20 protein-coding genes are annotated in these 21,502 nt (G+C 68.9%); 10 read left to right on the top strand and 10 right to left on the bottom strand.

All coding sequences use genetic code 11. The features are described from left to right. Positions 1–119: 119 nt before the first annotated feature. From ACFWBY_RS26635 to ACFWBY_RS26625, 3 genes are all read right to left on the bottom strand, one after another. Complete coding sequence (locus tag ACFWBY_RS26635) at positions 120–1,400, bottom strand: MFS transporter (RefSeq protein ID WP_385345067.1); 1,281 nt, start codon at positions 1,398–1,400, stop codon at positions 120–122. Between the two features lie 117 nt (positions 1,401–1,517). Continuing rightward, entirely contained in the window at positions 1,518–2,600 is a 1,083-nt protein-coding gene (locus ACFWBY_RS26630; protein ID WP_385345064.1) for an inositol-3-phosphate synthase, read from the bottom strand. A 49-nt stretch (positions 2,601–2,649) separates the two neighbouring features. Next, positions 2,650–3,252 (bottom strand): PadR family transcriptional regulator, encoded by a 603-nt coding sequence (locus ACFWBY_RS26625; RefSeq protein ID WP_385345061.1) that lies wholly within the window; start codon positions 3,250–3,252, stop codon positions 2,650–2,652. Between the two features lie 269 nt (positions 3,253–3,521). Here ACFWBY_RS26625 and ACFWBY_RS26620 point away from each other — a divergent pair, with 269 nt between their 5' ends. Both ACFWBY_RS26620 and ACFWBY_RS26615 read left to right on the top strand, forming a co-directional pair. Further along, positions 3,522–6,062, top strand: coding sequence for a transglycosylase domain-containing protein (locus ACFWBY_RS26620; protein WP_385345058.1), 2,541 nt, complete (start codon positions 3,522–3,524; stop codon positions 6,060–6,062). An 89-nt stretch (positions 6,063–6,151) separates the two neighbouring features. Next, positions 6,152–7,612: a glycosyltransferase family 87 protein gene (locus ACFWBY_RS26615; protein WP_385333443.1), complete on the top strand. Its 1,461-nt coding sequence runs from the start codon at positions 6,152–6,154 to the stop codon at positions 7,610–7,612. Between the two features lies 1 nt (position 7,613). Here ACFWBY_RS26615 and ACFWBY_RS26610 read toward each other — a convergent pair whose 3' ends face one another. The 3 genes from ACFWBY_RS26610 to ACFWBY_RS26600 form a co-directional block, all read right to left on the bottom strand. Further along, a complete protein-coding gene (locus ACFWBY_RS26610; RefSeq protein WP_385333441.1) occupies positions 7,614–8,645 on the bottom strand; it encodes an alanine racemase in 1,032 nt (343 codons plus the stop codon). A 63-nt stretch (positions 8,646–8,708) separates the two neighbouring features. Continuing rightward, positions 8,709–9,827, bottom strand: a complete 1,119-nt coding sequence (locus tag ACFWBY_RS26605) for a lipid II:glycine glycyltransferase FemX (protein ID WP_385333438.1) — start codon at positions 9,825–9,827, stop codon at positions 8,709–8,711. A gap of 129 nt (positions 9,828–9,956) precedes the next feature. Then, a complete protein-coding gene (locus tag ACFWBY_RS26600) occupies positions 9,957–10,271 on the bottom strand; it encodes a hypothetical protein (RefSeq protein ID WP_385333436.1) in 315 nt (104 codons plus the stop codon). 253 nt (positions 10,272–10,524) lie between these two features. Here ACFWBY_RS26600 and rpsF point away from each other — a divergent pair, with 253 nt between their 5' ends. The 4 genes from rpsF to rplI all read left to right on the top strand — a co-directional run bounded on the left by rpsF (position 10,525) and on the right by rplI (position 12,241). Beyond that, positions 10,525–10,815 carry a 30S ribosomal protein S6 gene (gene rpsF / locus ACFWBY_RS26595; protein ID WP_004950685.1) on the top strand — a complete coding sequence of 97 codons (291 nt, stop codon included), beginning with the start codon at positions 10,525–10,527 and terminating at the stop codon, positions 10,813–10,815. A gap of 72 nt (positions 10,816–10,887) precedes the next feature. After that, complete coding sequence (locus ACFWBY_RS26590; protein WP_385333433.1) at positions 10,888–11,496, top strand: single-stranded DNA-binding protein; 609 nt, start codon at positions 10,888–10,890, stop codon at positions 11,494–11,496. 43 nt (positions 11,497–11,539) lie between these two features. Beyond that, positions 11,540–11,776 (top strand): 30S ribosomal protein S18, encoded by a 237-nt coding sequence (rpsR, locus tag ACFWBY_RS26585; RefSeq protein ID WP_003956534.1) that lies wholly within the window; start codon positions 11,540–11,542, stop codon positions 11,774–11,776. A gap of 18 nt (positions 11,777–11,794) precedes the next feature. Continuing rightward, the gene (gene rplI, locus ACFWBY_RS26580; protein ID WP_214947419.1) at positions 11,795–12,241 is read left to right on the top strand and encodes a 50S ribosomal protein L9; all 447 of its coding nucleotides are present in this window, start codon (positions 11,795–11,797) and stop codon (positions 12,239–12,241) included. Positions 12,242–12,419: 178 nt separating this feature from the next. Here the strand turns inward: rplI and ACFWBY_RS26575 are convergent, their stop codons facing one another. After that, positions 12,420–13,757, bottom strand: a complete 1,338-nt coding sequence (locus tag ACFWBY_RS26575; RefSeq protein ID WP_385333429.1) for an MATE family efflux transporter — start codon at positions 13,755–13,757, stop codon at positions 12,420–12,422. A gap of 452 nt (positions 13,758–14,209) precedes the next feature. Between ACFWBY_RS26575 and dnaB the strand changes: the two genes are divergently transcribed. After that, complete coding sequence (gene dnaB / locus ACFWBY_RS26570; RefSeq protein WP_385333465.1) at positions 14,210–15,670, top strand: replicative DNA helicase; 1,461 nt, start codon at positions 14,210–14,212, stop codon at positions 15,668–15,670. 342 nt (positions 15,671–16,012) lie between these two features. Beyond that, complete coding sequence (locus tag ACFWBY_RS26565; RefSeq protein WP_385333427.1) at positions 16,013–17,398, top strand: serine hydrolase domain-containing protein; 1,386 nt, start codon at positions 16,013–16,015, stop codon at positions 17,396–17,398. Between the two features lie 65 nt (positions 17,399–17,463). Here the strand turns inward: ACFWBY_RS26565 and ACFWBY_RS26560 are convergent, their stop codons facing one another. Next, positions 17,464–17,928 carry a GNAT family N-acetyltransferase gene (locus tag ACFWBY_RS26560; protein ID WP_385333424.1) on the bottom strand — a complete coding sequence of 155 codons (465 nt, stop codon included), beginning with the start codon at positions 17,926–17,928 and terminating at the stop codon, positions 17,464–17,466. Between the two features lie 19 nt (positions 17,929–17,947). Continuing rightward, positions 17,948–18,838: a GNAT family N-acetyltransferase gene (locus tag ACFWBY_RS26555; protein ID WP_385333421.1), complete on the bottom strand. Its 891-nt coding sequence runs from the start codon at positions 18,836–18,838 to the stop codon at positions 17,948–17,950. A gap of 169 nt (positions 18,839–19,007) precedes the next feature. Between ACFWBY_RS26555 and ACFWBY_RS26550 the strand changes: the two genes are divergently transcribed. Beyond that, positions 19,008–19,658 (top strand): HAD family hydrolase, encoded by a 651-nt coding sequence (locus tag ACFWBY_RS26550; protein ID WP_385333462.1) that lies wholly within the window; start codon positions 19,008–19,010, stop codon positions 19,656–19,658. Further along, on the top strand, positions 19,645–20,988 hold the full coding sequence (locus ACFWBY_RS26545) for a globin domain-containing protein (protein ID WP_385333418.1): 1,344 nt from the start codon (positions 19,645–19,647) through the stop codon (positions 20,986–20,988). Before ACFWBY_RS26550 ends, ACFWBY_RS26545 begins: the two co-directional genes overlap by 14 nt. Before the next feature lie 27 nt (positions 20,989–21,015). Here the strand turns inward: ACFWBY_RS26545 and ACFWBY_RS26540 are convergent, their stop codons facing one another. After that, a complete protein-coding gene (locus ACFWBY_RS26540; RefSeq protein WP_385333415.1) occupies positions 21,016–21,495 on the bottom strand; it encodes an NUDIX domain-containing protein in 480 nt (159 codons plus the stop codon). Positions 21,496–21,502 lie beyond the last annotated feature (7 nt).

The raw sequence follows: 21,502 nt of genomic DNA, 5'->3' as shown, positions 1-21,502 counted from the left end.
GCCGCGCTTTATATGGGGGGGGGGGGTGGGCCCCCGGGGGGGGGGGGGGTTTTTTTCCCCTTAAAAAACCCCCCCCCGACGAAGCCCGCCCAACGACTCCCCCGTACGCCGGCCGTCGGTCAGGGCGATGTTTCACGTGAAACATCGCCCTGCCTGATGAGGAAGGCAGCGGTCACGGCGTAGAGCGCGGACACGCCGAGGATCAGCGGGACGGACCGGCCGTCGAGGGGAAGCACGAGCGCGGCCAACCCGGCGGCGCCGACGAAGGCGACGTTGAAGAGCACGTCGTAGACCGAGAAGACACGGCCCCGGAAGTCGTCGTCCACCTGGGACTGAACGACGGTGTCGGTGGAGATCTTGGCGCCCTGCGTGGCGAGGCCGAGGACGAAGGCGGCGGCCAGCATCGGGCCGGGGGCGAAGAACAGCCCGAGTGCCGGGACCAGGACGGCGGCCCCGGCGGCGCAGGCGGTGATCCAGCCGCGGGTGCCCAGTCGGCCCACGAGCCAGGGTGTGACGAGGGCCGCGGCGAAGAACCCGGCCCCCGAGACCCCCACCGCGACACCCAGCAGGGCGAGGCCTTCGGCCTCGTCGGCCGACCAGGAGTAGCGGCAGAGCATCAGCAGGGTGACGGTCAGCGCCCCGTAGCAGAACCGCATCAGGGTCATGGCGGTGAGGGCCTGGGCGGCCGCCCGCCGGACCGCCAGGTGCCGAAGACCGTCGGCCATGCCCCGGACGACGATGACGACCGCCTCGCCCACCGTCGGGTTGATCCTGCCAGGAGGGTGGTCGGGCCCGAGGAGGCCGATGGCGAGCCGCAGGGCGGCCAGGGCCGCGCACAGGTAGAGGCCGGCTCCCAGGAGCACGACGAGGGCGTCGGAGTCGGCGGCCAGGGCCCGGACGAGGAAGGCCAGTCCCCCGCCTGCGACGGCCGCGAGGGTTCCCGCGGTGGGGGAGAGTGCGTTCGCGGTGACCAGCTGGCCGGGGCCGACCACATGGGGGAGGGAGGCGGCGAGTCCGGCGAGGACGAAGCGGTTGACGGCCGTCACGGACAGGGCCGAGGCGTAGAAGAGCCAGTCGGGGACGTGAGCGACGATCAGCATGCCGGTGACGCAGGCGAGGAAGGCCCGCAGCAGGTTCCCGTAGAGGAAGACCTGGCGGCGCGGCCAGCGGTCCAGCAACACCCCGGCGAAGGGCCCGATCACCGAATAGGGCAGCAGGAGCACCGCCATGGCGGACGCGATGGCCGCGGGTGAGGCCTGCTTCTCCGGTGAGAAGACGACGTAGGTGGCCAGTGCGACCTGGTAGACGCCGTCCGCCGCCTGGGAGAGCAGCCGCACGGCGAGGAGGTTGCGGAAGTCCCGCAGACGCAGGAGTACGCGCAGATCACGTACGACAGCCATGAGGGAAAGGGTCACATACGCGGAGGGTCCCCGGGCACTTTGCCCGGGGACCCTCCGCGGAAGATCAGCCGAAGTCCAGGAGTCGTCGAGGACTCTTGGGGTGCGGCCGGAGCGCGACTAGCGCTCGACCTCGCCCTTGATGAACTTCTCGACGTTCGCGTAGGCCTCGTCGTCGAAGTACTGCACCGGCGGGGACTTCATGAAGTAGCTCGAAGCCGACAGGATCGGGCCACCGATACCGCGGTCCTTGGCGATCTTCGCGGCGCGCAGGGCGTCGATGATGACACCGGCGGAGTTCGGGGAGTCCCACACCTCGAGCTTGTACTCGAGGTTCAGGGGGACGTCACCGAAGGCGCGACCCTCGAGGCGGACGTAGGCCCACTTGCGGTCGTCGAGCCACGCGACGTAGTCGGACGGGCCGATGTGGACGTTCTTCTCGCCGAGCTCACGGTCGGGGATCTGCGAGGTGACGGCCTGCGTCTTGGAGATCTTCTTCGACTCGAGGCGGTCGCGCTCGAGCATGTTCTTGAAGTCCATGTTGCCGCCGACGTTGAGCTGCATGGTGCGCTCAAGACGGACACCGCGGTCCTCGAACAGCTTCGCCATCACGCGGTGCGTGATGGTGGCGCCGACCTGCGACTTGATGTCGTCGCCGACGATCGGGACACCGGCCTCGGTGAACTTGTCAGCCCACTCCTTGGTGCCGGCGATGAAGACCGGGAGGGCGTTGACGAAGGCGACCTTGGCGTCGATGGCGCACTGGGCGTAGAACTTCGCCGCAGCCTCGGAACCGACGGGCAGGTAGCAGATCAGCACGTCGACCTGGCGGTCCTTGAGGATCTGCACGATGTCGACGGGAGCCTCGGCGGACTCCTCGATCGTCATGCGGTAGTACTTGCCCAGGCCGTCCAGGGTGTGGCCGCGCTGAACGGTCACGCCCGTGTTCGGGACGTCGCAGATCTTGATGGTGTTGTTCTCGCTGGCGCCGATGGCGTCCGAAAGGTCGAGGCCGACCTTCTTCGCGTCGACGTCGAACGCGGCGACGAACTCGATGTCACGCACGTGGTAGTCGCCGAACTGGACGTGCATCAGACCGGGGACCTTGGCCGCCGGGTCGGCGTCCTTGTAGTACTCGACGCCCTGCACCAGCGAGGCGGCGCAGTTTCCTACGCCGACGATGGCTACGCGAACCGAACCCATTCCGGTTGCTCCCTGTTTGTTCTCGGACGAGGCCTGCGAGATGCAGGTCTCACTTTGCACTTTCGTCGGACGGACCGGGCTTTCTCTGATCCCGTCCCGCCCGCTCACTTTCGATGAGCTCGTTCAGCCAGCGCACTTCGCGCTCCACGGATTCCATGCCGTGTCGCTGCAGCTCGAGCGTGTAGTCGTCGAGCCGCTCGCGGGTGCGGGCGATCGAGGCGCTCATCTTCTCCAGGCGCTCCTCAAGCCGGCTGCGACGGCCTTCCAGCACCCGCATGCGCACTTCCCGTTCGGTCTGGCCGAAGAAGGCGAAGCGGGCGGCGAAGGACTCGTCCTCCCAGGCATCGGGGCCCGTGTGGGAGAGGAGCTCTTCGAAGTGTTCCTTGCCTGCTGCCGTCAACCGGTAGACGATCTTGGCGCGGCGCCCTGCGAGTGAAGCGGCGAGAGCGTCTTCCGGGGCATTGCCCGGCTCTTCGATCAACCAACCGTTGGTGACGAGCGTCTTGAGGCAGGGATAGAGCGTTCCGTAGCTGAACGCTCTGAACACCCCAAGCGAGGTGTTGAGCCGCTTGCGCAGCTCGTAGCCGTGCATGGGGGATTCGCGAAGCAGGCCCAAGACGGCGAACTCGAGGATGCCTGAGCGCCTGCTCATCCGCCTGTCCTTCCTCCGCCTCGGAGTCATTGTGCCGAGCTGATGTATCGGCTCGATACATCCAGACGATAGATCGGCTTGTCGCTCGCTACAAGTGGCGACACGGTGACCGGCGTCACATCACCAATTCGTACGAGGCAAGTTGCCTGTTTTGGGGTGAACTTCGGCACTGAGGGGCTTTTGGGCGTGCGTAGTCTGTGCGCCATGACACCGGGGGGACCTCAACTGCCGCTTCCAGGCCACTCGCCTGCCCGAGGAGTAGTCGTTAGATGAGCGAGCACCGCCGCAAACCGCAGCAGCCCCAGGGTGGGGGCCGCGCCGCGGCCCGCAGGGCTGCCCAGCAGCGCCCCGGCCGGGGTGCCGGACGTGACGTTCCCACCGCGTCACCCAGCGGACCGTACGAGGAGCCGTCGGAGCACGGCAGCCGCACGGACGCCCGGAGAACCGACGGCCGAGGTTCGGGACGGGGCCGGAGCGCCGCCCCGGCCGGACGCGGCACGGGCCGCCCGAACAAGCGGTTCATCAACTACCCGCGCTCGGACAAGGACGGCTGGAAGCGCTTCGTCCCGTCCTGGAAGCTGGTGGGCGGAACGGCCCTGGGCTTCTTCGCGGTCATCACGGCAGGCGCCGGCATCGGCATCGCCTCGGTGAACACCCCCGACGCGAACAAGATGGCCGAAGCGCAGAACAACGTCTTCTACTGGGCCGACGACACCCAGATGGTCGCGACCGGCGGGTCCGTCAACCGCCAGATCGTGCCCATCGGGAAGATCCCGCGGTCCATGCAGAACGCGGTGATCGCTGCGGAGAACGAGTCCTTCGAGTCGGACAAGGGCGTCGACCCCATGGGCATCGGCCGGGCCGTGTGGAACATGGCCAAGGGCGGATCCACCCAGGGCGGCTCGACGATCACCCAGCAGTACGTGAAGAACACCTACCTGGACTCCGACCAGACGCTCAAGCGCAAGGTCACCGAGCTCTTCATCTCGATAAAGCTGGGTGTGACCGAGGAGAAGAACACGATCCTCGCGGGTTACCTCAACACCGCCTACTACGGGCGCGACGCCTACGGGATCCAGGCCGCCTCCCGGGCCTACTTCGGCAAGGACTGCACGGAGCTGACCCCGTCCGAGGGCGCCTTCCTGGCCGCCGTGCTCAAGGGCCCCAACCTCTACAACCCGGACGGCGGCATCGGCTCCGCGGCCACGCCCGAGGCGAACACCGCGCGGGCCAAGGAGCGCTGGGCCTGGGTCCTGGACCGCGAGGTCACGGTCGGCCGCATGCAGAAGGCCGAGCGGGACCAGTACAAGGACTTCCCCGCGCTCGTCGAATCCGCGCAGGCCAAGGGCATGTCCGGTCAGATCGGCTACATGGTCGACACGGCCAAGGCGTACGCGATGAAGGCCGCGAACCTCACCGTCGACGACCTGGCCAAGGGCGGCTACCAGATCCACACCACCTTCGAGAAGCCGAGGGTGGAAGCGCTGGTCAAGTCCGTCGAGGAGACCCGCGACCGGTTGATCGACGAGAAGAAGCGCCCCGACACCGACACCTTCGTCCAGTTCGGCGCGGCTTCCGTGGACGTGAAGACCGGAGCCCTCGTCGCCCTGTACGGCGGTCCCGGCATGGACAAGAAGCACTTCAACAACAACGCCAACACCTCGGGCGTCCAGGTGGGCTCCACCTGGAAGCCCTTCGTGCTGGCGGCGGCCATGCAGTACGGCACCCAGAACTCCAAGGGCTCGGGGATCTCGGCCGACAGCAAGTACATGGCCAATGACCTCACGGTGATCAACAACCGTGAGGGCAAGCCGCTGCGCGACAAGGACGGCAAGCCGTTCAAGCAGAAGAACGAGAGCCCGACCGCCTACGGCTACGTCACCCTGAACGAGGCGATGGAGAAGTCCATCAACGTCCCGTTCGCCCAGCTCGTCTTCGACGTCGGCCACAGCAAGGTCAGGGAAGTCGCCAAGGCCACGGGCATCCTCGAAGAGTCGATGGACCCGAACGCGAACGCCTCCTTCGCGCTCGGCACCTCGACCCCCAGCGCCATCCGGATGGCCGACTCGTACGCCACCTTCGCCGCCTCCGGCACCCACCACGATCCGTACTCGGTGCGCAGCGTCCAGAAGGACGGCAAGGACCTTCCGGGCTTCGAGGCCCCCAAGGCGGAGCTGGCCATGGACAACTCCATCGCGGACAACATCACCAAGGTCCTGCAGAACGTCGTCGAGAACGGCACCGGCAAGAAGGCCAAGGGGCTGGGCCGGCCCGCCGCGGGCAAGACCGGTACCACCGACGAGAACATGTCGGCCTGGTTCGTCGGCTACACGCCCGAGCTGTCCACCTCCGTGACCCTGTTCCGCTCGGACCCCAGTGCCGAGAAGAAGGAACTGATCTCCATGAAGGGCGTGGGCGGCATCCCGTCCCTTCACGGTGGTGACATCCCGGCCGAGATCTGGACGAAGTACATGAAGGAGGCGCTGAACGGCGTCCCCGAGAAGGACTTCCCCGAGCCCGACAAGATCGGTGTCGTCGCGGATGCCTCCGGGGCGCCCTCCCCCAGCCCCTCGCCGTCCCCCTCCCCCTCGATCACGCCGTCGACCACTCCGTCGATCACGCCGTCCCCGGTCGCTCCCACCCCGTCGAAGACCGGAAAGCCCTCCTGCCGGCCGTGGGAGATCTGCGACCCGGACCCCAGCCCCGGCGCCTCCGTGTCGACGTCCCCGTCGCCGAGCAAGACGGGCGGCAGACCCGGCGGGACGACGAACGGCGGCACCTTCCCGATAGGGGGCTCGACGGGAGGCTGACCGCCGGCCCCGTGAAACGCCGGAGAGGGCCGTCGCACTCGGTGCGACGGCCCTCTCCCATGTCCGGCGCGGTACGGCAGGATGTGCGCATGACGAAGGTGCACGAGGACAGCCCCGTACTGCCCACCCAGCAGGACGAGGTGGCCGCCGCCGGGAGCGAGCTCATCGGCGGCCCACTGGGCCGCTACGCGCGGCTGGGCGGCCACTGGCTGACGCCGGTGCGCGTCGTGGTGCTCGTCGCGCTGGGGATGTTCGCGCTCGGCATGGTGCAGAAGCTGCCCTGCTACGACTGGGCGTGGTTCCGCGGGGCCGGCTCCCAGTACACCCACGCCTGCTATTCCGACATCCCGCACCTCTACGCCGTACGCGGCTTCGCCGACGGCCTCACGCCGTACTTCGACCGGCTCCCCGGGGACATGCAGTTCCTGGAGTACCCGGTGCTCACCGGGCTCTTCATGGAGATCGCCTCCTGGATGACGCCCGACAGCGGCTCCATGCAGCACCGGGAGCAGATGTACTGGATGGTCAACGCGGGGATGCTGATGGCCTGCGCCGCCGTGATCGCCGTGTGCGTCGCCCGCACCCACCGCCGCCGCCCGTGGGACGCGCTGCTCTTCGCCCTCGCGCCCGCCTTCGCGCTGACGGCGACCATCAACTGGGACCTGCTGGCCATCGCCCTGACCGCCGCCGCCATGCTCATGTGGTCGCGGGGCCGGGCGCTGGCCTTCGGCATCCTGGTCGGGCTGGCCACCGCGGCCAAGCTCTACCCCGTCCTGCTCCTCGGCGCCGTGTTCGTGCTCTGCTGGCGGGCCGGGAAGTGGCGCGCCTTCGGTGCGGCGGTCGGTGGCGCCGCCGCCTCCTGGCTCGTGGTGAACCTGCCCGTCATGCTCTTCGCCTGGGAGGGCTGGACGAAGTTCTACACCTTCAGCCAGGAGCGGCCGATCGACTTCGGCTCCGTGTGGCTGCTGATCTCCCAGCGCTCCGGGAACCCGCTGGAGGGCGCCAACACCTACGCCACGGGCCTGACGCTGCTGCTGTGTGCCGGCATCGGCCTGCTCACGCTGACCGCGCCCCGCCGTCCGCGCTTCGCGCAGCTGGCCTTCCTGCTGGTCGCCGCCTTCATCCTGGTCAACAAGGTCTACTCGCCCCAGTACGTGCTGTGGCTCATCCCCCTCGCGGCGCTGGCCCGGCCGCGCTGGCGGGACTTCCTGATCTGGCAGGCCGGCGAGGTCGTCTACTTCCTGGGGATCTGGTTCTACCTGGCCTACACGACCAGTGGGGACAAGCACCAGGGCCTGCCCCTGGAGGGCTACCAGCTGGCGATCGCCGCCCACCTGCTGTGCACGCTCTACCTGTGCGCCGTCGTCGTACGCGACATCCTGCTGCCCGAGCGTGACGTGGTGCGGCGTGACGGTTCGGACGACCCCTCGGGAGGCGTCCTGGACGGCGCCGAGGACGTCTTCACCCTGTCGCAGACGGCGAAGGCGCCGCAGGAAGCGGCGCCTTCGCAGGGACAGCGGGTCGACTGGGGCGCGGGCCCCAGGATCTGACTCAGGCGTCGAGCGCCCGGTCGAACTGCGTGGTGGTGTGGCGCAGGTGCGCCACCAGCTCGTCGCCGACCTTCGGCTCGGGAGAGTCGGAGGGCACGAACAGGATCGACACCTGCATGTGCGGCGGCTCGGCGAACCAGCGCTGCTTGCCCGCCCACACGAAGGGCGACAGGTTCCGGTTGACGGTGGCCAGTCCGGCCCGGGCGACGCCCTTGGCCCTCGGCATCACCCCGTGCAGCGCCTTGGGCGCCTCCAGGCCGACCCCGTGCGACGTGCCGCCGGCGACGACGACGAGCCAGCCGTCGGAAGCGGCCTTCTGCTGGCGGTAGCCGAAGCGGTCGCCCTTGGCGACGCGGGTGACGTCGAGGACACCGCCGCGGTACTCGGTCGCCTCGTGGTCGCCCAGCCACAGCCGCGTGCCGATCCGGGCCCGGAAGCGGGTCTGGGGGAACTGCTGGCGCAGCCGCGCCAGGTCCTCGGCCTTCAGGTGGCTGACGAACATGGTGTGCAGCGGCAGCCGGGCCGCACGCAGTCGGTCCATCCAGGCGATGACCTCCTCGACGGCGTCCGAACCGTCCGGGCGGTCCAGCGGCAGGTGCAGGGCGAAGCCCTCCAGCCGGACGTCCTCGATCGCCGAGTGCAGCAGCCCGAGGTCCTGCTCGGAGATGCCGTGGCGGCGCATCGAGCTCATGCACTCGATGACCACGCGGGCGCCGACCAGGCCGCGTACCCCGTCCACCGAGGACACCGAGCGGATGACCCTGTCCGGCAGCGGCACCGGCTCCTCACCGCGCCGGAACGGGGTGAGGACGAGCAGGTCGCCGCCGAAGAAGTCCTTGATGCTGGCGGCCTCGTACGTCGTGCCGACGGCCAGGACGTCGGCGCCCATCCGGGTCGCCTCCTCGCAGAGCCGCTCGTGGCCGAAGCCGTAGCCGTTGCCCTTGCAGACCGGGATCATCCCGGGGAACTGGTCCTGGACCTGCTTCTGGTGCGCACGCCAGCGCGCGGTGTCGACGTAGAGCGTGAGCGCCATGCCCGTCCGGAGCCTCTCTCGAAAAGCTGCGTGGTGCAGCGGTGCGGTGTGTGGGGGTGGGGATCAGCGGCGCGACATATACATGTCGAGCGCCTTGTGCAGCAGCTTGTTGAGCGGGAAGTCCCACTCGCCGACGTACTCGACGGCCTCGCCGCCCGTGCCGACCTTGAACTGGATCAGCCCGAACAGGTGGTCGTTCTCGTCCAGGGTGTCACTGATGCCGCGCAGGTCGTAGACGCTTGCGCCGAGCGCGTAGGAATCGCGCAGCATGCGCCACTGCATCGCGTTCGAGGGGCGGACCTCGCGCTTGTGGTTGGCGGAGGCGCCGTAGGAGTACCAGACGTGCTGGCCGACGGTGAGCATCGTGGCGGCGGCCAGCGGCTCCCCCTCGTGCTGGGCGATGTACAGCCGCATCCGGTTGGGGTCCTCGGAGTTGAGGGCCTTCCACTGGCGCTGGAAGTAGCTGAGCGGCCGCGGGCGGAACTTGTCGCGCTCGGCCGTGATCTCGTACAGCTGCTGCCAGACGGGCAGGTCCTCGTAGCCGCCCTGGACGACCTCGACGCCGGCCTTCTCGGCCTTCTTGATGTTGCGGCGCCACAGCTGGTTGAAGCCCTTGAGGACGTCGTCCAGCGAGCGGTTGGCCAGCGGCACCTGGAAGACGTATCGGGGCTGGACGTCGCCGAAGCCGGCGCCCCCGTCCTCAGCCTGCTGCCAGCCCATGCGGCGCAGCTTGTCGGAGACCTCGAAGGCGCGGGGCTCGATGGCCGAGGCCTCCACGTCGCGCAGGCGCTTGACCTCCGGGTCCTGGATTCCGGCCTTGATGGCGGTGGAGTTCCAGCGGCGGATGACGACGGGCGGGCCCATCTTCACGGTGAAGGCGCCCTGCTGCTTGAGGTGCGCCAGCATCGGCTGGAGCCACTCGTCGAGGTTGGGGGCGTACCAGTTGATGACCGGGCCCTCGGGGAGGTACGCGAGGTACCGCTTCACCTTGGGCAGCTGGCGGTACAACACGAGGGCGGCGCCGACGAGTTCGCCGGACTTGTCGAACCATCCGAGGTTCTCGGAACGCCACTCGTTCTTCACGTCGGCCCACGCCGGGACCTGGCAGTGGCTAGCCGAGGGCAGACTCTGGAGGTAGCCCAGGTGCTGCTCTCGGCTGATGGTCCTCAGGGACAGGCTCATGCGGGGCGTCTCCTCCGGCGGCTTCGCTGGCTATGGCGCGAAGCCTACTGCGACAAGGGCGCCACCCATCTGGGGGACAGGCCGTGCCTGGGCCGGTGGAGGCCGGCGCCCCGTCGCGGAGCCACCCGGTCAGCCCAGCCAGCCCCCGAAGAGACCGCCGTGCGCCATGCCGAGGAAGAAGCCGAAGGCGGAGGCGCCGAGGCCGATGATCAACGCGAAGCGCTCGCGTGTCGTCGCCGAGATGAACTGCCCGTAGGCGCCCGTCAGGATCCCGATCAGCCCGGTCCACGAGCTGAGCAGGTGCAGATGGTCGAAGAAGGCCGTGACGAACGCCACGGTGCCGAGGATCAGAGTGACCGCCATCAGGGTGTCCTGGAGCGGGTGGGGCTTGCCGTCGGTCGCGAAGAGCGAGATGGACGACTGGCGTCGCATTGCCTGTGCCATCGGAAAGGCACCTCCTGGCTGCAGCAGAGCGGTGCTGCGGGGCCGCTTCCGGCAGGGGCCGGAGGCATAGCACCGAGCACACCCGATGGATACAGATTGTGGCCTCCTGGTGCCGGATTTCAACCGGAAGGAGTCGACCAGGTAGTCTGTACGGTCTGCGCGGTGTCTGCTCTGCGGATGCCGTGCGTACGCATCACGACCCTCCTGCCACGGAACGACCGTGGCCGCTGAGTCCAAAGGAGGTGGGTTCCACATGCGTCACTACGAAGTGATGGTCATCCTCGACCCCGATCTCGAGGAGCGCGCTGTCTCCCCGCTGATCGAGAACTTCCTTTCTGTCGTCCGTGAGGGCAACGGAAAGGTCGAGAAGGTCGACACCTGGGGCCGTCGTCGTCTCGCTTACGAGATCAAGAAGAAGCCCGAGGGCATCTACTCGGTCATCGACCTCCAGGCCGAGCCTGCGGTCGTCAAGGAGCTTGACCGACAGATGAACCTGAACGAGTCGGTTCTCCGGACCAAGGTCCTTCGCCCCGAGACCCACTGAACTTCGGTTCAGCGGTAATCGGGACCGAGTAGCACAGCAGCCCAGCAGCAATCCCCGCCGAGAGGTTCATCCATGGCAGGCGAGACCGTCATCACGGTCGTCGGCAATCTCGTCGACGACCCCGAGCTGCGCTTCACCCCCTCGGGTGCGGCGGTCGCGAAGTTCCGTGTCGCGTCCACACCCCGCACCTTCGACAAGCAGACCAATGAGTGGAAGGACGGCGAGAGCCTGTTCCTCACCTGCTCGGTCTGGCGGCAGGCGGCGGAAAACGTCGCCGAGTCCCTTCAGCGGGGCATGCGCGTCATCGTGCAGGGCCGGCTGAAGCAGCGGTCCTACGAGGACCGTGAGGGTGTCAAGCGCACGGTCTACGAGCTGGACGTCGAGGAAGTCGGCCCCAGCCTGAAGAACGCGACGGCCAAGGTCACCAAGACCACTGGTCGCGGTGGCCAGGGTGGGTACGGCGGCGGCGGTGGCGGCGGTCAGCAGCAGGGCGGCGGCGGTGGCAACTGGGGCGGAGCCCCCAGTGGCGGCGCTGCTCCCCAGGGCGGCGGAGGTCCCTCCGACGACCCCTGGGCGTCCAGTGCGCCGGCCGGCGGCCAGCAGCAGGGCGGCGGCGGTGGCGGCTGGGGCGGAAGCTCCGGCGGCTCCGGCGGTGGCTACTCGGACGAGCCGCCCTTCTAGGGCAGCTCGCACCCCCACTTCTTGATTTCACAGGAGAGACACAATGGCGAAGCCGCCTGTGCGCAAGCCTAAGAAGAAGGTCTGCGCGTTCTGCAAGGACAAGACCGTGTACGTGGACTACAAGGACACGAACATGCTGCGGAAGTTCATTTCCGACCGTGGCAAGATCCGTGCCCGCCGCGTTACCGGCAACTGCACGCAGCACCAGCGTGACGTCGCCACGGCCGTCAAGAACAGCCGTGAGATGGCACTGCTGCCCTACACGTCCACCGCGCGATAAGGAAAGGGTGACCGAAAAATGAAGATCATCCTGACCCACGAGGTCTCTGGCCTCGGCACCGCCGGCGATGTCGTCGACGTCAAGGACGGTTACGCTCGCAACTACCTGGTCCCGCGTGGTTTCGCGATCCGCTGGACCAAGGGTGGCGAGAAGGACGTGGCGCAGATCCGCCGCGCCCGCAAGATCCACGAGATCGCGACCATCGAGCAGGCCAACGAGTTCAAGGCCAAGCTCGAGGCCGTCAAGGTCCGTCTGGCCACCCGCGCGGGTGACGCCGGTCGTCTCTTCGGTTCCGTCACGCCCTCCGACATCGCCACGGCGATCGAGGCGTCCGGTGGCCCGAAGGTCGACAAGCGCCGCGTCGAGCTGGGCTCCCCGATCAAGACCCTCGGTTCGTACCAGGTCTCCGTGCGTCTGCACGCCGACGTGGCCGCGAACGTGGGCATCGAGGTCGTCGCCGCCTAAGGGCTGCGCATGAAGGGCCGCACCCCCCAGGGGTGCGGCCCTTCGTCGTTTTCCGGCGCGCCCGCCCCGTGCGGTGCGCGGGTGAGGTGTGACGGAGCGGTACGAGCGGTGTTTCACGTGAAACATTCGGTGTTTCACGTGAAACACCGCGGTTGTTTCACGTGAAACATCCGGTGGTCTAGCGGGTCGCTCCGGAGACCAGCCAGCGGCCCGAGCGGGCGCGCAGCTGGAGGGTGGCCATCCGGACCAGCATCATCAGCGTCATGGCGCACCACAGGGCCGTCAGCCCGCCTCCCACGGCCGGTACGAGCAGTGCGGCCGGGGCGAAGACGGCGAGGGTCACGAGCATGGCCCAGGCCAGGTAGGGCCCGTCGCCCGCGCCCATCAGGACGCCGTCGAGGATGAAGACGATGCCGCAGACGGGCTGGGAGACGGCCACCACGAGCAGGGCGGGCAGCATCGCGCTCTCTACCGCGGGATCACTGGTGAAGAGCGGGATGAAGACGGGACGGGCGACGATCACCAGGGCGCCCAGAACGATGCCGGAGACGACCCCCCACTGCACCATGCGACGGCAGACGGCCTTGGCGCCCTCGGTGTCGCCCGCGCCGAGATAGCGGCCGATGATGGCCTGCCCGGCGATGGCGATCGCGTCCAGGGCGAAGGCGAGCAGGCTCCACAGCGAGAGCAGGATCTGGTGGGCGGCGATGTCGGCGTCCCCGAGACGGGCGGCCACCGCGGTCGCGATCATCAGGACGCCGCGCAGGGACAGGGTGCGGACGAGCAGCGGTGCGCCGGCCTGTGCGCAGGCCCGGATCCCGGCGGCGTCGGGGCGCAGCGAGGCGCCGTGCCGGCGGGCGCCGCGGACGACCACGACGAGGTAGGCGGCGGCCATGGCGCACTGGGCGATCACCGTGCCCCAGGCGGACCCTGCGATGCCGAGGCCGGCGCCGTAGACGAGTACGACGTTCAGGGCCGCGTTGAGGGCGAAGCCGCCGATCGCGACGTAGAGCGGGGTGCGGGTGTCCTGGAGGCCGCGGATGACTCCGGTGGCGGCGAGAACGACGAGCATTGCGGGGATTCCGAGGGTGGAGATCCGCAGGTAGGTGACCGCGTGCTGGGACACGGCGTCGGAGGCTCCGAAGAGGGAGACCAGGGAGGGCGCCGTGGGCAGCAGGAGGACGATGACGGCCGCGCCGAGCAGCAGGGCGAGCCAGATGCCGTCCATGCCCTGCCGGATGGCCGCCTGGAGGTCGCCGGCGCCGACACGTCGGGATACGGCCGCGGTGGTGGCGTAGGCGAGGAAGATGAAGACGCTGACGCCGGTGCTGAGGAGCGCGGCGGCGATGCCGAGACCGGCCAGCTGGGGGGTGCCGAGGTGCCCCACGATGGCACTGTCGGCCATGACGAAGAGGGGTTCGGCGACGAGTGCGCCGAAGGCGGGGACCGCGAGCGCGAGGATCTCGCGGTCGTGTCGTCTCGGGGCAGCCTTCGGCGCTGCGGGGGCCTGTCTCATGGGCTCAATCTAATCTTCCACAGGTAATAGACACAACCCCTTTTGAGTCCTTACCCGTACGCCGATTCGCGCGTTCGTCACACCTCATTGGAGGCGATCTTGAGACAGTGGCCAAGATTTTTCCCCCGGCCGGTGGACGGAGGAGGAAAGAGCAGGTCAGGCGGGGTGTAGGGGTGCCTCGGGTGATTTTGTCCACAGCGTCGTCCCCCGGTCCGTGCACAGCTTCCGGGGACTTACCCACAGCATTGGCGCCGTCATCCACAACTCATCCACACAGCCTGTGGATAACAAGATTGGCTGACGCCGCTCCCGGCCCTACCGTGGTGCGTTGCCCGACTCGACGAAAGTCGATTCGGGTGCCCCAAATGTCAGAGCCGTGTCGTACAAAGAATGGCACGGCGAGGTCCGCGTTGCGGACGGGAGGAGGCGGCCCGGTGAGCATCCCCGAGCCCATGGACGACCCTTGGGCCGACAGCGGTCCGGGGGACCGTCTGCCCACCCGTTCGCGCCGTGGCGGAGAAGGCCGCGGCCGCGGGGACGAACAGCAGGACCGAGGCCGCGAGGGGGGCTCCTGGGACGGTGGCGGCGGCTTCGAACGGGTCCCGCCCCAGGACCTCGATGCCGAGCAGTCCGTCCTGGGCGGCATGCTGCTGTCCAAGGACGCCATCGCCGACGTGGTCGAGGTGCTCAAGGGGCACGACTTCTACCGTCCGTCGCACGAGACGATCTACCAGGCCATCCTCGACCTGTACGCCAAGGGCGAGCCGGCCGACCCGATCACCGTCAGCGCGGAACTGACCCGGCGCGGAGAGATCAGCAAGGTCGGCGGGGCCCCGTACCTGCACACGCTCGTCCAGTCGGTACCGACGGCGGCGAACGCCGAGTACTACGCGGAGATCGTTCACGAGCGGGCGGTCCTGCGCCGGCTCGTCACCGCCGGTACGAAGATCACGCAGATGGGCTACGCCGCCGACGGTGACGTCGACGAGATCGTCAACAGCGCACAAGCCGAGATCTACGCCGTCACCGAGCAGCGGACCTCCGAGGACTACCTGCCGCTGGGCGACATCATGGAGGGCGCCCTCGACGAGATCGAGGCGATCGGATCGCGCAGCGGACAGATGTCGGGCGTCCCGACGGGCTTCACGGATCTGGACTCCCTGACCAACGGACTCCACCCGGGCCAGATGATCGTCATCGCGGCCCGTCCCGCCATGGGAAAGTCCACGCTCGCGCTGGACTTCGCCCGTGCCTGCTCCATCAAGGCCAATCTGCCCAGCGTCATCTTCTCCCTCGAAATGGGCCGCAACGAGATCGCGATGCGCCTGCTCTCGGCGGAGGCCCGCGTGGCGCTGCACCACATGCGCTCCGGCACGATGACGGACGACGACTGGACCCGGCTGGCCCGCCGCATGCCGGACGTCTCCGCGGCCCCGCTCTACATCGACGACTCGCCGAACCTGTCGATGATGGAGATCCGGGCGAAGTGCCGGCGCCTCAAGCAGCGCAACGACCTCTCGCTCGTCGTCATCGACTACCTCCAGCTGATGCAGTCGGGCGGTTCGCGCAGGCCCGAGAGCCGCCAGCAGGAGGTCTCGGACATGTCGCGAAACCTCAAGCTGCTGGCGAAGGAGCTGGAGGTCCCGGTGATCGCGCTGTCCCAGCTGAACCGTGGTCCCGAACAGCGCACCGACAAGAAGCCGATGGTCTCCGACCTGCGTGAGTCCGGCTCGATCGAGCAGGACGCCGACATGGTGATCCTGCTGCACCGCGAGGACGCGTACGAGAAGGAGTCGCCCCGCGCGGGCGAGGCGGACCTGATCGTCGCGAAGCACCGTAACGGTCCGACGGCGACCATCACCGTGGCCTTCCAGGGCCACTACTCACGCTTCGTGGACATGGCCAACACGTAGCATCCGCCTTTGCAGGCTCTCGGATTGTGCGGCGCAGCCTCGTCGCGAGACTTGTTTCCACAGCCGCGCCTCGCCTGGCTCGCCGAGAGCGAGAAAAGTCTGCGGATCCGGAGCAGCTGACCTTCGACGAGTTCGAGGCGGTCTGGAACTCTGCCCGTCGGCAGATCGCAGCCCGCTCGTCATGACATCGGCAGGGTTCGAAACGCTGCTGCCACTTGTGATGGCTCGCCGGCGCGGATAGTCACTTGCCGCACCCGCACTGCCCGCTTGATCATGGAACTCTCTCGACGATGCGTGGGCCGCTACTCGCCCACTCAACAGAAAGCGAGACCCCACATCCCCATGGATGCCGTAAGCGAAGATCGTCTGCTGCTTCCCGCGACGCGACGTGCCCTCAGCCACCGCATCGCGCTCGCGCAGCGCGAAGGCCGGACGCCCTCCCTGGTGGCGGCCGTCGTGCGGGGTGGCGAGGTGGTCTGGGAGGGCTCCCGGACCATGGTCGAGGGGCACGGGCCCGACGGGAACGTGCAGTACCGGATCGGGTCGATCACCAAGACCTTCACCGCCGTTCTGGTGATGCGCCTGAGGGACGAGGGGCTGCTGCGGCTCGGCGACCCACTGGAGAAATTCCTGCCCGGCACGGGCGTCGGCGAGGTGACCGTCGGCCAGTTGCTCTCCCACACCGGCGGGTTGGCCGCGGAGACGCCCGGCGAGTGGTGGGAGCGGACGGCGGGCACCCTGCGTCCGGAGCTCTCGGACGTCCTGGGAGAGCGCCCCTTCCGTTTCGAGCCCGGCCTGCGTCACCACTACTCCAACCCGGGTTACACGCTGCTGGGTTCGCTGGTGGAGGCGGTGCGCGAAAGGCCGTGGGACGAGGTGCTCCGGACCGAGGTGCTGGAGCCGCTGGGGCTGGAGCGCACCAGTGCGCGGCCTTCGGACCCGCACGCGGGCGGCTGGGCGGTGCACCCGTGGGCGGACGTGATGATGCCGGAACCCCTGGAAGACCTCGGACTCATGGCTCCGGCAGGTCAGTTGTGGTCCACCACCGACGACCTGGCGAAATTCGCGGCGTTCCTCATGCGGGGTGACGCGAGCGTGCTGAGCGCCGAGTCCGTACGGGAGATGCGGACGTCGGCCACTCCCCCGGAGCAGGGCTTCGCCGATCTCGGGTACGGACTCGGGATGCAGCTGACGCAGAGCGGCGGACGCCGGCTCGCGGGCCACACCGGGTCGCTGCCGGGGTTCGTAGCGGGGCTGTGGCTGAGCGAGGCCGACGACGTGGCCGCGGTGGTGCTGTCCAACTGCACCTCGGGGCTTCCGGCTTCGACGCTGGCGGCCGATCTGGTGGCGATCGTCGCGGAGGCCGAGCCGCGGATGCCCGAGCCGTGGCGGCCGCTGCGAGCTTCCGATCCGGTCGCGCTGGAGCTGTGCGGCCCCTGGTACTGGGGAACATCGGCTCAGGCCGTGCGGCTGACCTTCGAAGGCTTCCTGGAGTTGGGGCCGGTGGGCGGGAGCGGTCGCGCCGCCCGTTTCCGGTCGGAGCCGGACGGCAGCTGGACGGGTTTGCACGGCTACTACGCGGGAGAGTCGCTGCGGGCCGTGCGGCGGCCGGACGGCTCGGTGAGCCACCTCGACCTCGGCTCGTTCGTCTTCACCCGCGAGCCGTACGACCCCGGGGCTCCGGTGCCCGGCGGGGTCGACGAGCAGGGCTGGCGGGGCATCGGATAACTCCTGTTGATCCTCCCGTTCGTGGGCCGGGCCGACGGGGGCGACCCGGCCCATGAACGGTTGGCTCAGAGCTGGAGCTTGAAGCCGACGTGGGATGCGGTGAAGCCGAGCCGCTCGTAGAAGCGGTGGGCGTCGGTGCGGGTCGCGTCCGAGGTGAGCTGCACGATCTGGCAGCCCTCCGTCCGGGACCGCTCGACCGCCCATTCGATGAACCGGGTGCCGAGTCCGCTTCCGCGCTCGTCGGCGTGGACGCGCACGCCCTCGATGATCGAACGCGTACTCCCCTTGCGGGAGAGTCCGGGGACGATCGTCAGCTGGAGGGTGCCGACGACGCGACCCGCGCGTACGGCGACGACCACGTGCTGGCGAGGGTCGTCCACCAGCCGCTTGAGCGCCTCCGCGTAGGGGATGAGGTCGTCGGGGGACTCCCGCGCCGCGCCGAGCGGGTCGTCGGCGAGCATCTCGACGATCGCGGCCAGATCCGCCTCGGCGGCCGGGCGGATGAGCAGGTCGGAGGTGGTGTCGGTCATGTTCTCTGATGCTCCTCGTTCAGCCTGCGGCCACGGTCAGGGGCGCCCAGCGGCGGGTCCAGTCGCCGGGCAGTCCGGGGATGTCCCGCGTCATGACGGTGTTGAAGGCGACGGAGTCCAGGCCCCGGCCCTTCAGCCAGTCGAGCAGCTCCTCGTGCCGGACGTCGACATCGGTCCGCAGGGGCCGTTCGGTGGTCGCGGCGAGTGCGGTTACCAGGGCCTGGGCCGAGACGGTGTCCCGGGCGACCAGCGGCCCGACCACATGGGTTTGCATGTTGGGCCAGATGGCGCCGTATCCCGTCAGCTCACCGGTGGCGTCCTCGGCGACGAACAACCGGTCCGTGAAGGCGGGCAGACGTGTGATCAGATGCGTCCGGTCGGCGCCGAAGACCTCGGCGTCCAGCCGGAGGATCTTCGGGATGTCCTCGGCCGTGGCAGGCCGCACCGAGCATGAGCCCGGTGCGGTCGAGGGGGCTTCGTCCGGACGGAAGACCCCGCGGAGCATCTCGGCGCGGCCGGTGGTCTCGAAGCCGAGCTCCTCGTAGAGGGGGCGGCCGTAGGGAGTGGCGTGCAGCGTGAGGGGGACGCCCTTGAGGACGTCGTCGCAGATGTGGCTCATCAGGCGCCGGCCCAGGCCCTGGCGGGAGTAGCGGTCCGCAACCAGGACCATGCCGATGGCGGCGAGTTCGGGATCCGCCTGGGGAGGGCCGTACCGGGTGACCGCGCACGCCGCGGCGAGTCCCTGGCCGTCGGGGGCGTCGATGCCGTAGCCGCGCCCGGCGGTCAGCAGCAGTCCCCATTTGTGTTCCTCGCGGGGCCAGCCGCGGTCTTCGGAGAGATCGGCGCAGTGGCGGAGATCGTCCACGGTCAGTGCGCGGATCGGGAGGGTGGTGAGGTGTGGTGGTGTCACGGACCCACCCTGGTTCATCGGCCGGTACCCGGTCCAGGGGATTTGGAGTCGATGTTTCACGTGAAACACCCGCTTCGGCTCCCCTCGCTGGTCGGGTGCCGGAGGCCGCGCGATGTTTCACGTGAAACATGCCGCGTGCCCGGAAACGGAGGCACTAGCCTCCATGGCTATGACGCTCCTGCACCTGTTCGACCTCGACGGCACCCTGATGTACGGCACGGCCGCGCCGGTCGAGATCTCCCGACAGCTCGGGCTGGGGAGGGAGATCGCCGAAATCGAGCGCAGCTTCGTCGCGCGGGAGATCGGGCCGCACCAGTTCTCCCTGGCGGCCCAGAAGCTCTGGACGGGCCTGACTCCGGCGCACGTACGGGCGGCGTTCGACGGGGCGCCGTGGCTCATGGGGATCCGGGAGGTCTGGCAGGAGATCCGGGAGCGCGGGGACTACTGCGCGGTGGTGTCGCTGTCGCCGTCCTTCTTCGTGGAGCTCCTGCTGGAGTGGGGGGCACACGCCGCGCACGGCTCGGTCTTCCCGGAAGTCCCCTTCACGCGGCCCGTGGAGTTGGCGGGGATCCTGACGCCCGAAGGCAAGGTGACGATCGCCGACCAACTGTGCGAGCGCTTCGGCGTGAGCCGCGCCGACTGCGTTGCCTATGGGGACTCCAGCACCGATGTGGCGCTCTTCGACGTCGTGCCGCTCTCGGTCGCGGTGAACGCGCGCCCGTATCTGGCGGAGCGGGCGACGCACGTCTACGAGGGCCGGGACCTGAGGGAGGCATACCAGCTGGCGGGGGCGGCACGCACGGGAGTTGAGGCATCTTAAGAGGAAAGTGGGTTCGAAACGCGGAATTCCCGCATTTCCCCGCAAGCTCTGGGGCGGACTGGCACGCTGTGAAGCCCGGAACCACGGATTCGAAGGCCGTGGAGTGCGCAGACCTACCGAGATGCTCGAAGCGAGGCACCCCATGGACGCTCCGCCCACCAGACCGCCAAGACGGGGGGCAGCCCGGATACCGTCCGGGGACGTTGCGCCCGAGCCTTCCCCCGATGCCGTGCTCATCCGCCGGACCCTGGAGGAGATCGCGCCCGTCGCCGACAAGGTGACCTCCTACTTCTACGCCCTGGTGTTCACGGGGCACCCGGAGCTGCGGGGGATGTTCCCCGCGGCGATGGACGTACAGCGCGACCGGCTCCTGAAGGCCCTGCTGACCGCCGCCGAGCACATCGACGACGCGGAGGCGCTCACCGCCTACCTGCGCCGACTGGGCACAGGACACCGCAAGTACGGCACCCAGCCGGGGCACTACCCGCCGGTGGGAGAGGCCCTGCTCGGGGCGCTGTCCCGGTACGCGACCACCTGGGGGCCGGAAGCCGAGGCCGCGTGGGTGCGGGCGTACACCGCGATATCCCAGATCATGATCGACGCTGCGGCCGAGGCCGAGACGAAGGCGCCCCCGTGGTGGCACGCCGAGGTGGTCTCGCACGATCTGCGTACCTCCGACATCGCGGTGCTCACCGTCCGTCCCGACCAGCCGTACTCCTTCCTCGCGGGCCAGTACACGAGCCTGGAGACCCCGTGGTGGCCGAGGGTGTGGCGGCACTACTCCTTCGCCTCGGCCCCGCGCGCGGACGGTCTGCTGTCCTTCCACGTCAAGGCCGTCCCGGCGGGATGGGTGTCCAACGCGCTGGTACGTCACGCCCGGCCGGGCGACGTACTGCGGCTCGGGCCGCCGGCCGGATCGATGGTGGTCGACCACAGCACCGACAACGGCATGCTGTGCCTGGGCGGCGGAACCGGGATCGCCCCGATCAAGGCGCTGATCGAGGACGTGGCAGAACACGGTGAACGGCGTCCGGTCGAGGTGTTCTTCGGGGCGCGCAGCGACAACGACCTGTACGACAAGGACACCTTGCTGGGGCTCCAGCGCTCGCACCCGTGGCTGTCGGTGCGCCCGGTGGTCTGCGCCGAGGGGCTGGCCGGACAGTTGCCGCAGGCCGTGGGCACCCACGGGCCCTGGAGCTCCTACGACGCGTTCATCTCGGGGCCGGCCGCGATGATCCGCAGCGGGGTGGACGCGCTGAAGCGGATCGGGATCCCCGGGGAGCGCATCCGGCACGACGCCGTGGAGGAGCTGGCGGGCGTCGCCGGCTGATTCCGGCAGGCGCCCGCGGTCGGAGGGTCAGCCCAGGTCGGGGGCGTGCATCGCGCGCACGCCCTCGATGTTGCCGTCGAGGTAGTGGCGCAGGGACAGCGGGACGAGGTGGACCGCGGCGATGCCGACGCGGCTGAAGGGCACGCGGACGATCTCGTACTCGCCCGCCGGCTCGTCGATCTCGGGGCCGTGCCGCTGGCTGGGGTCCATGGATTCGAGGTGGCAGACGAAGAAGTGCTGGACCTTGACGCCGGTCACCCCTCCGTCGGCGATGTGCTCGACGGTGTCGACGAAGCAGGGCACGACATCGGTGATCTTCGCGCCGAGCTCCTCGTGGAGTTCTCGGTGGAGGGCGTCGACGACGGTGAGGTCCGAAGCCTCCACGCCTCCGCCGGGGGTGAGCCAGTAGGGATCGATGCCGGGCTTGGTGCGCTTGATGAGGATCAGGTCGTCACCGTCGAGCAGGATCGCGCGGGCGGTGCGTTTGACCACTGGACGTTCGGTCATGGGAGAA

The sequence above is a fragment of the Streptomyces sp. NPDC060049 genome, from assembly GCF_042736715.1.
GTDB lineage: Bacteria > Actinomycetota > Actinomycetes > Streptomycetales > Streptomycetaceae > Streptomyces.
This window is presented reverse-complemented; position numbering and strand designations above follow the sequence as displayed.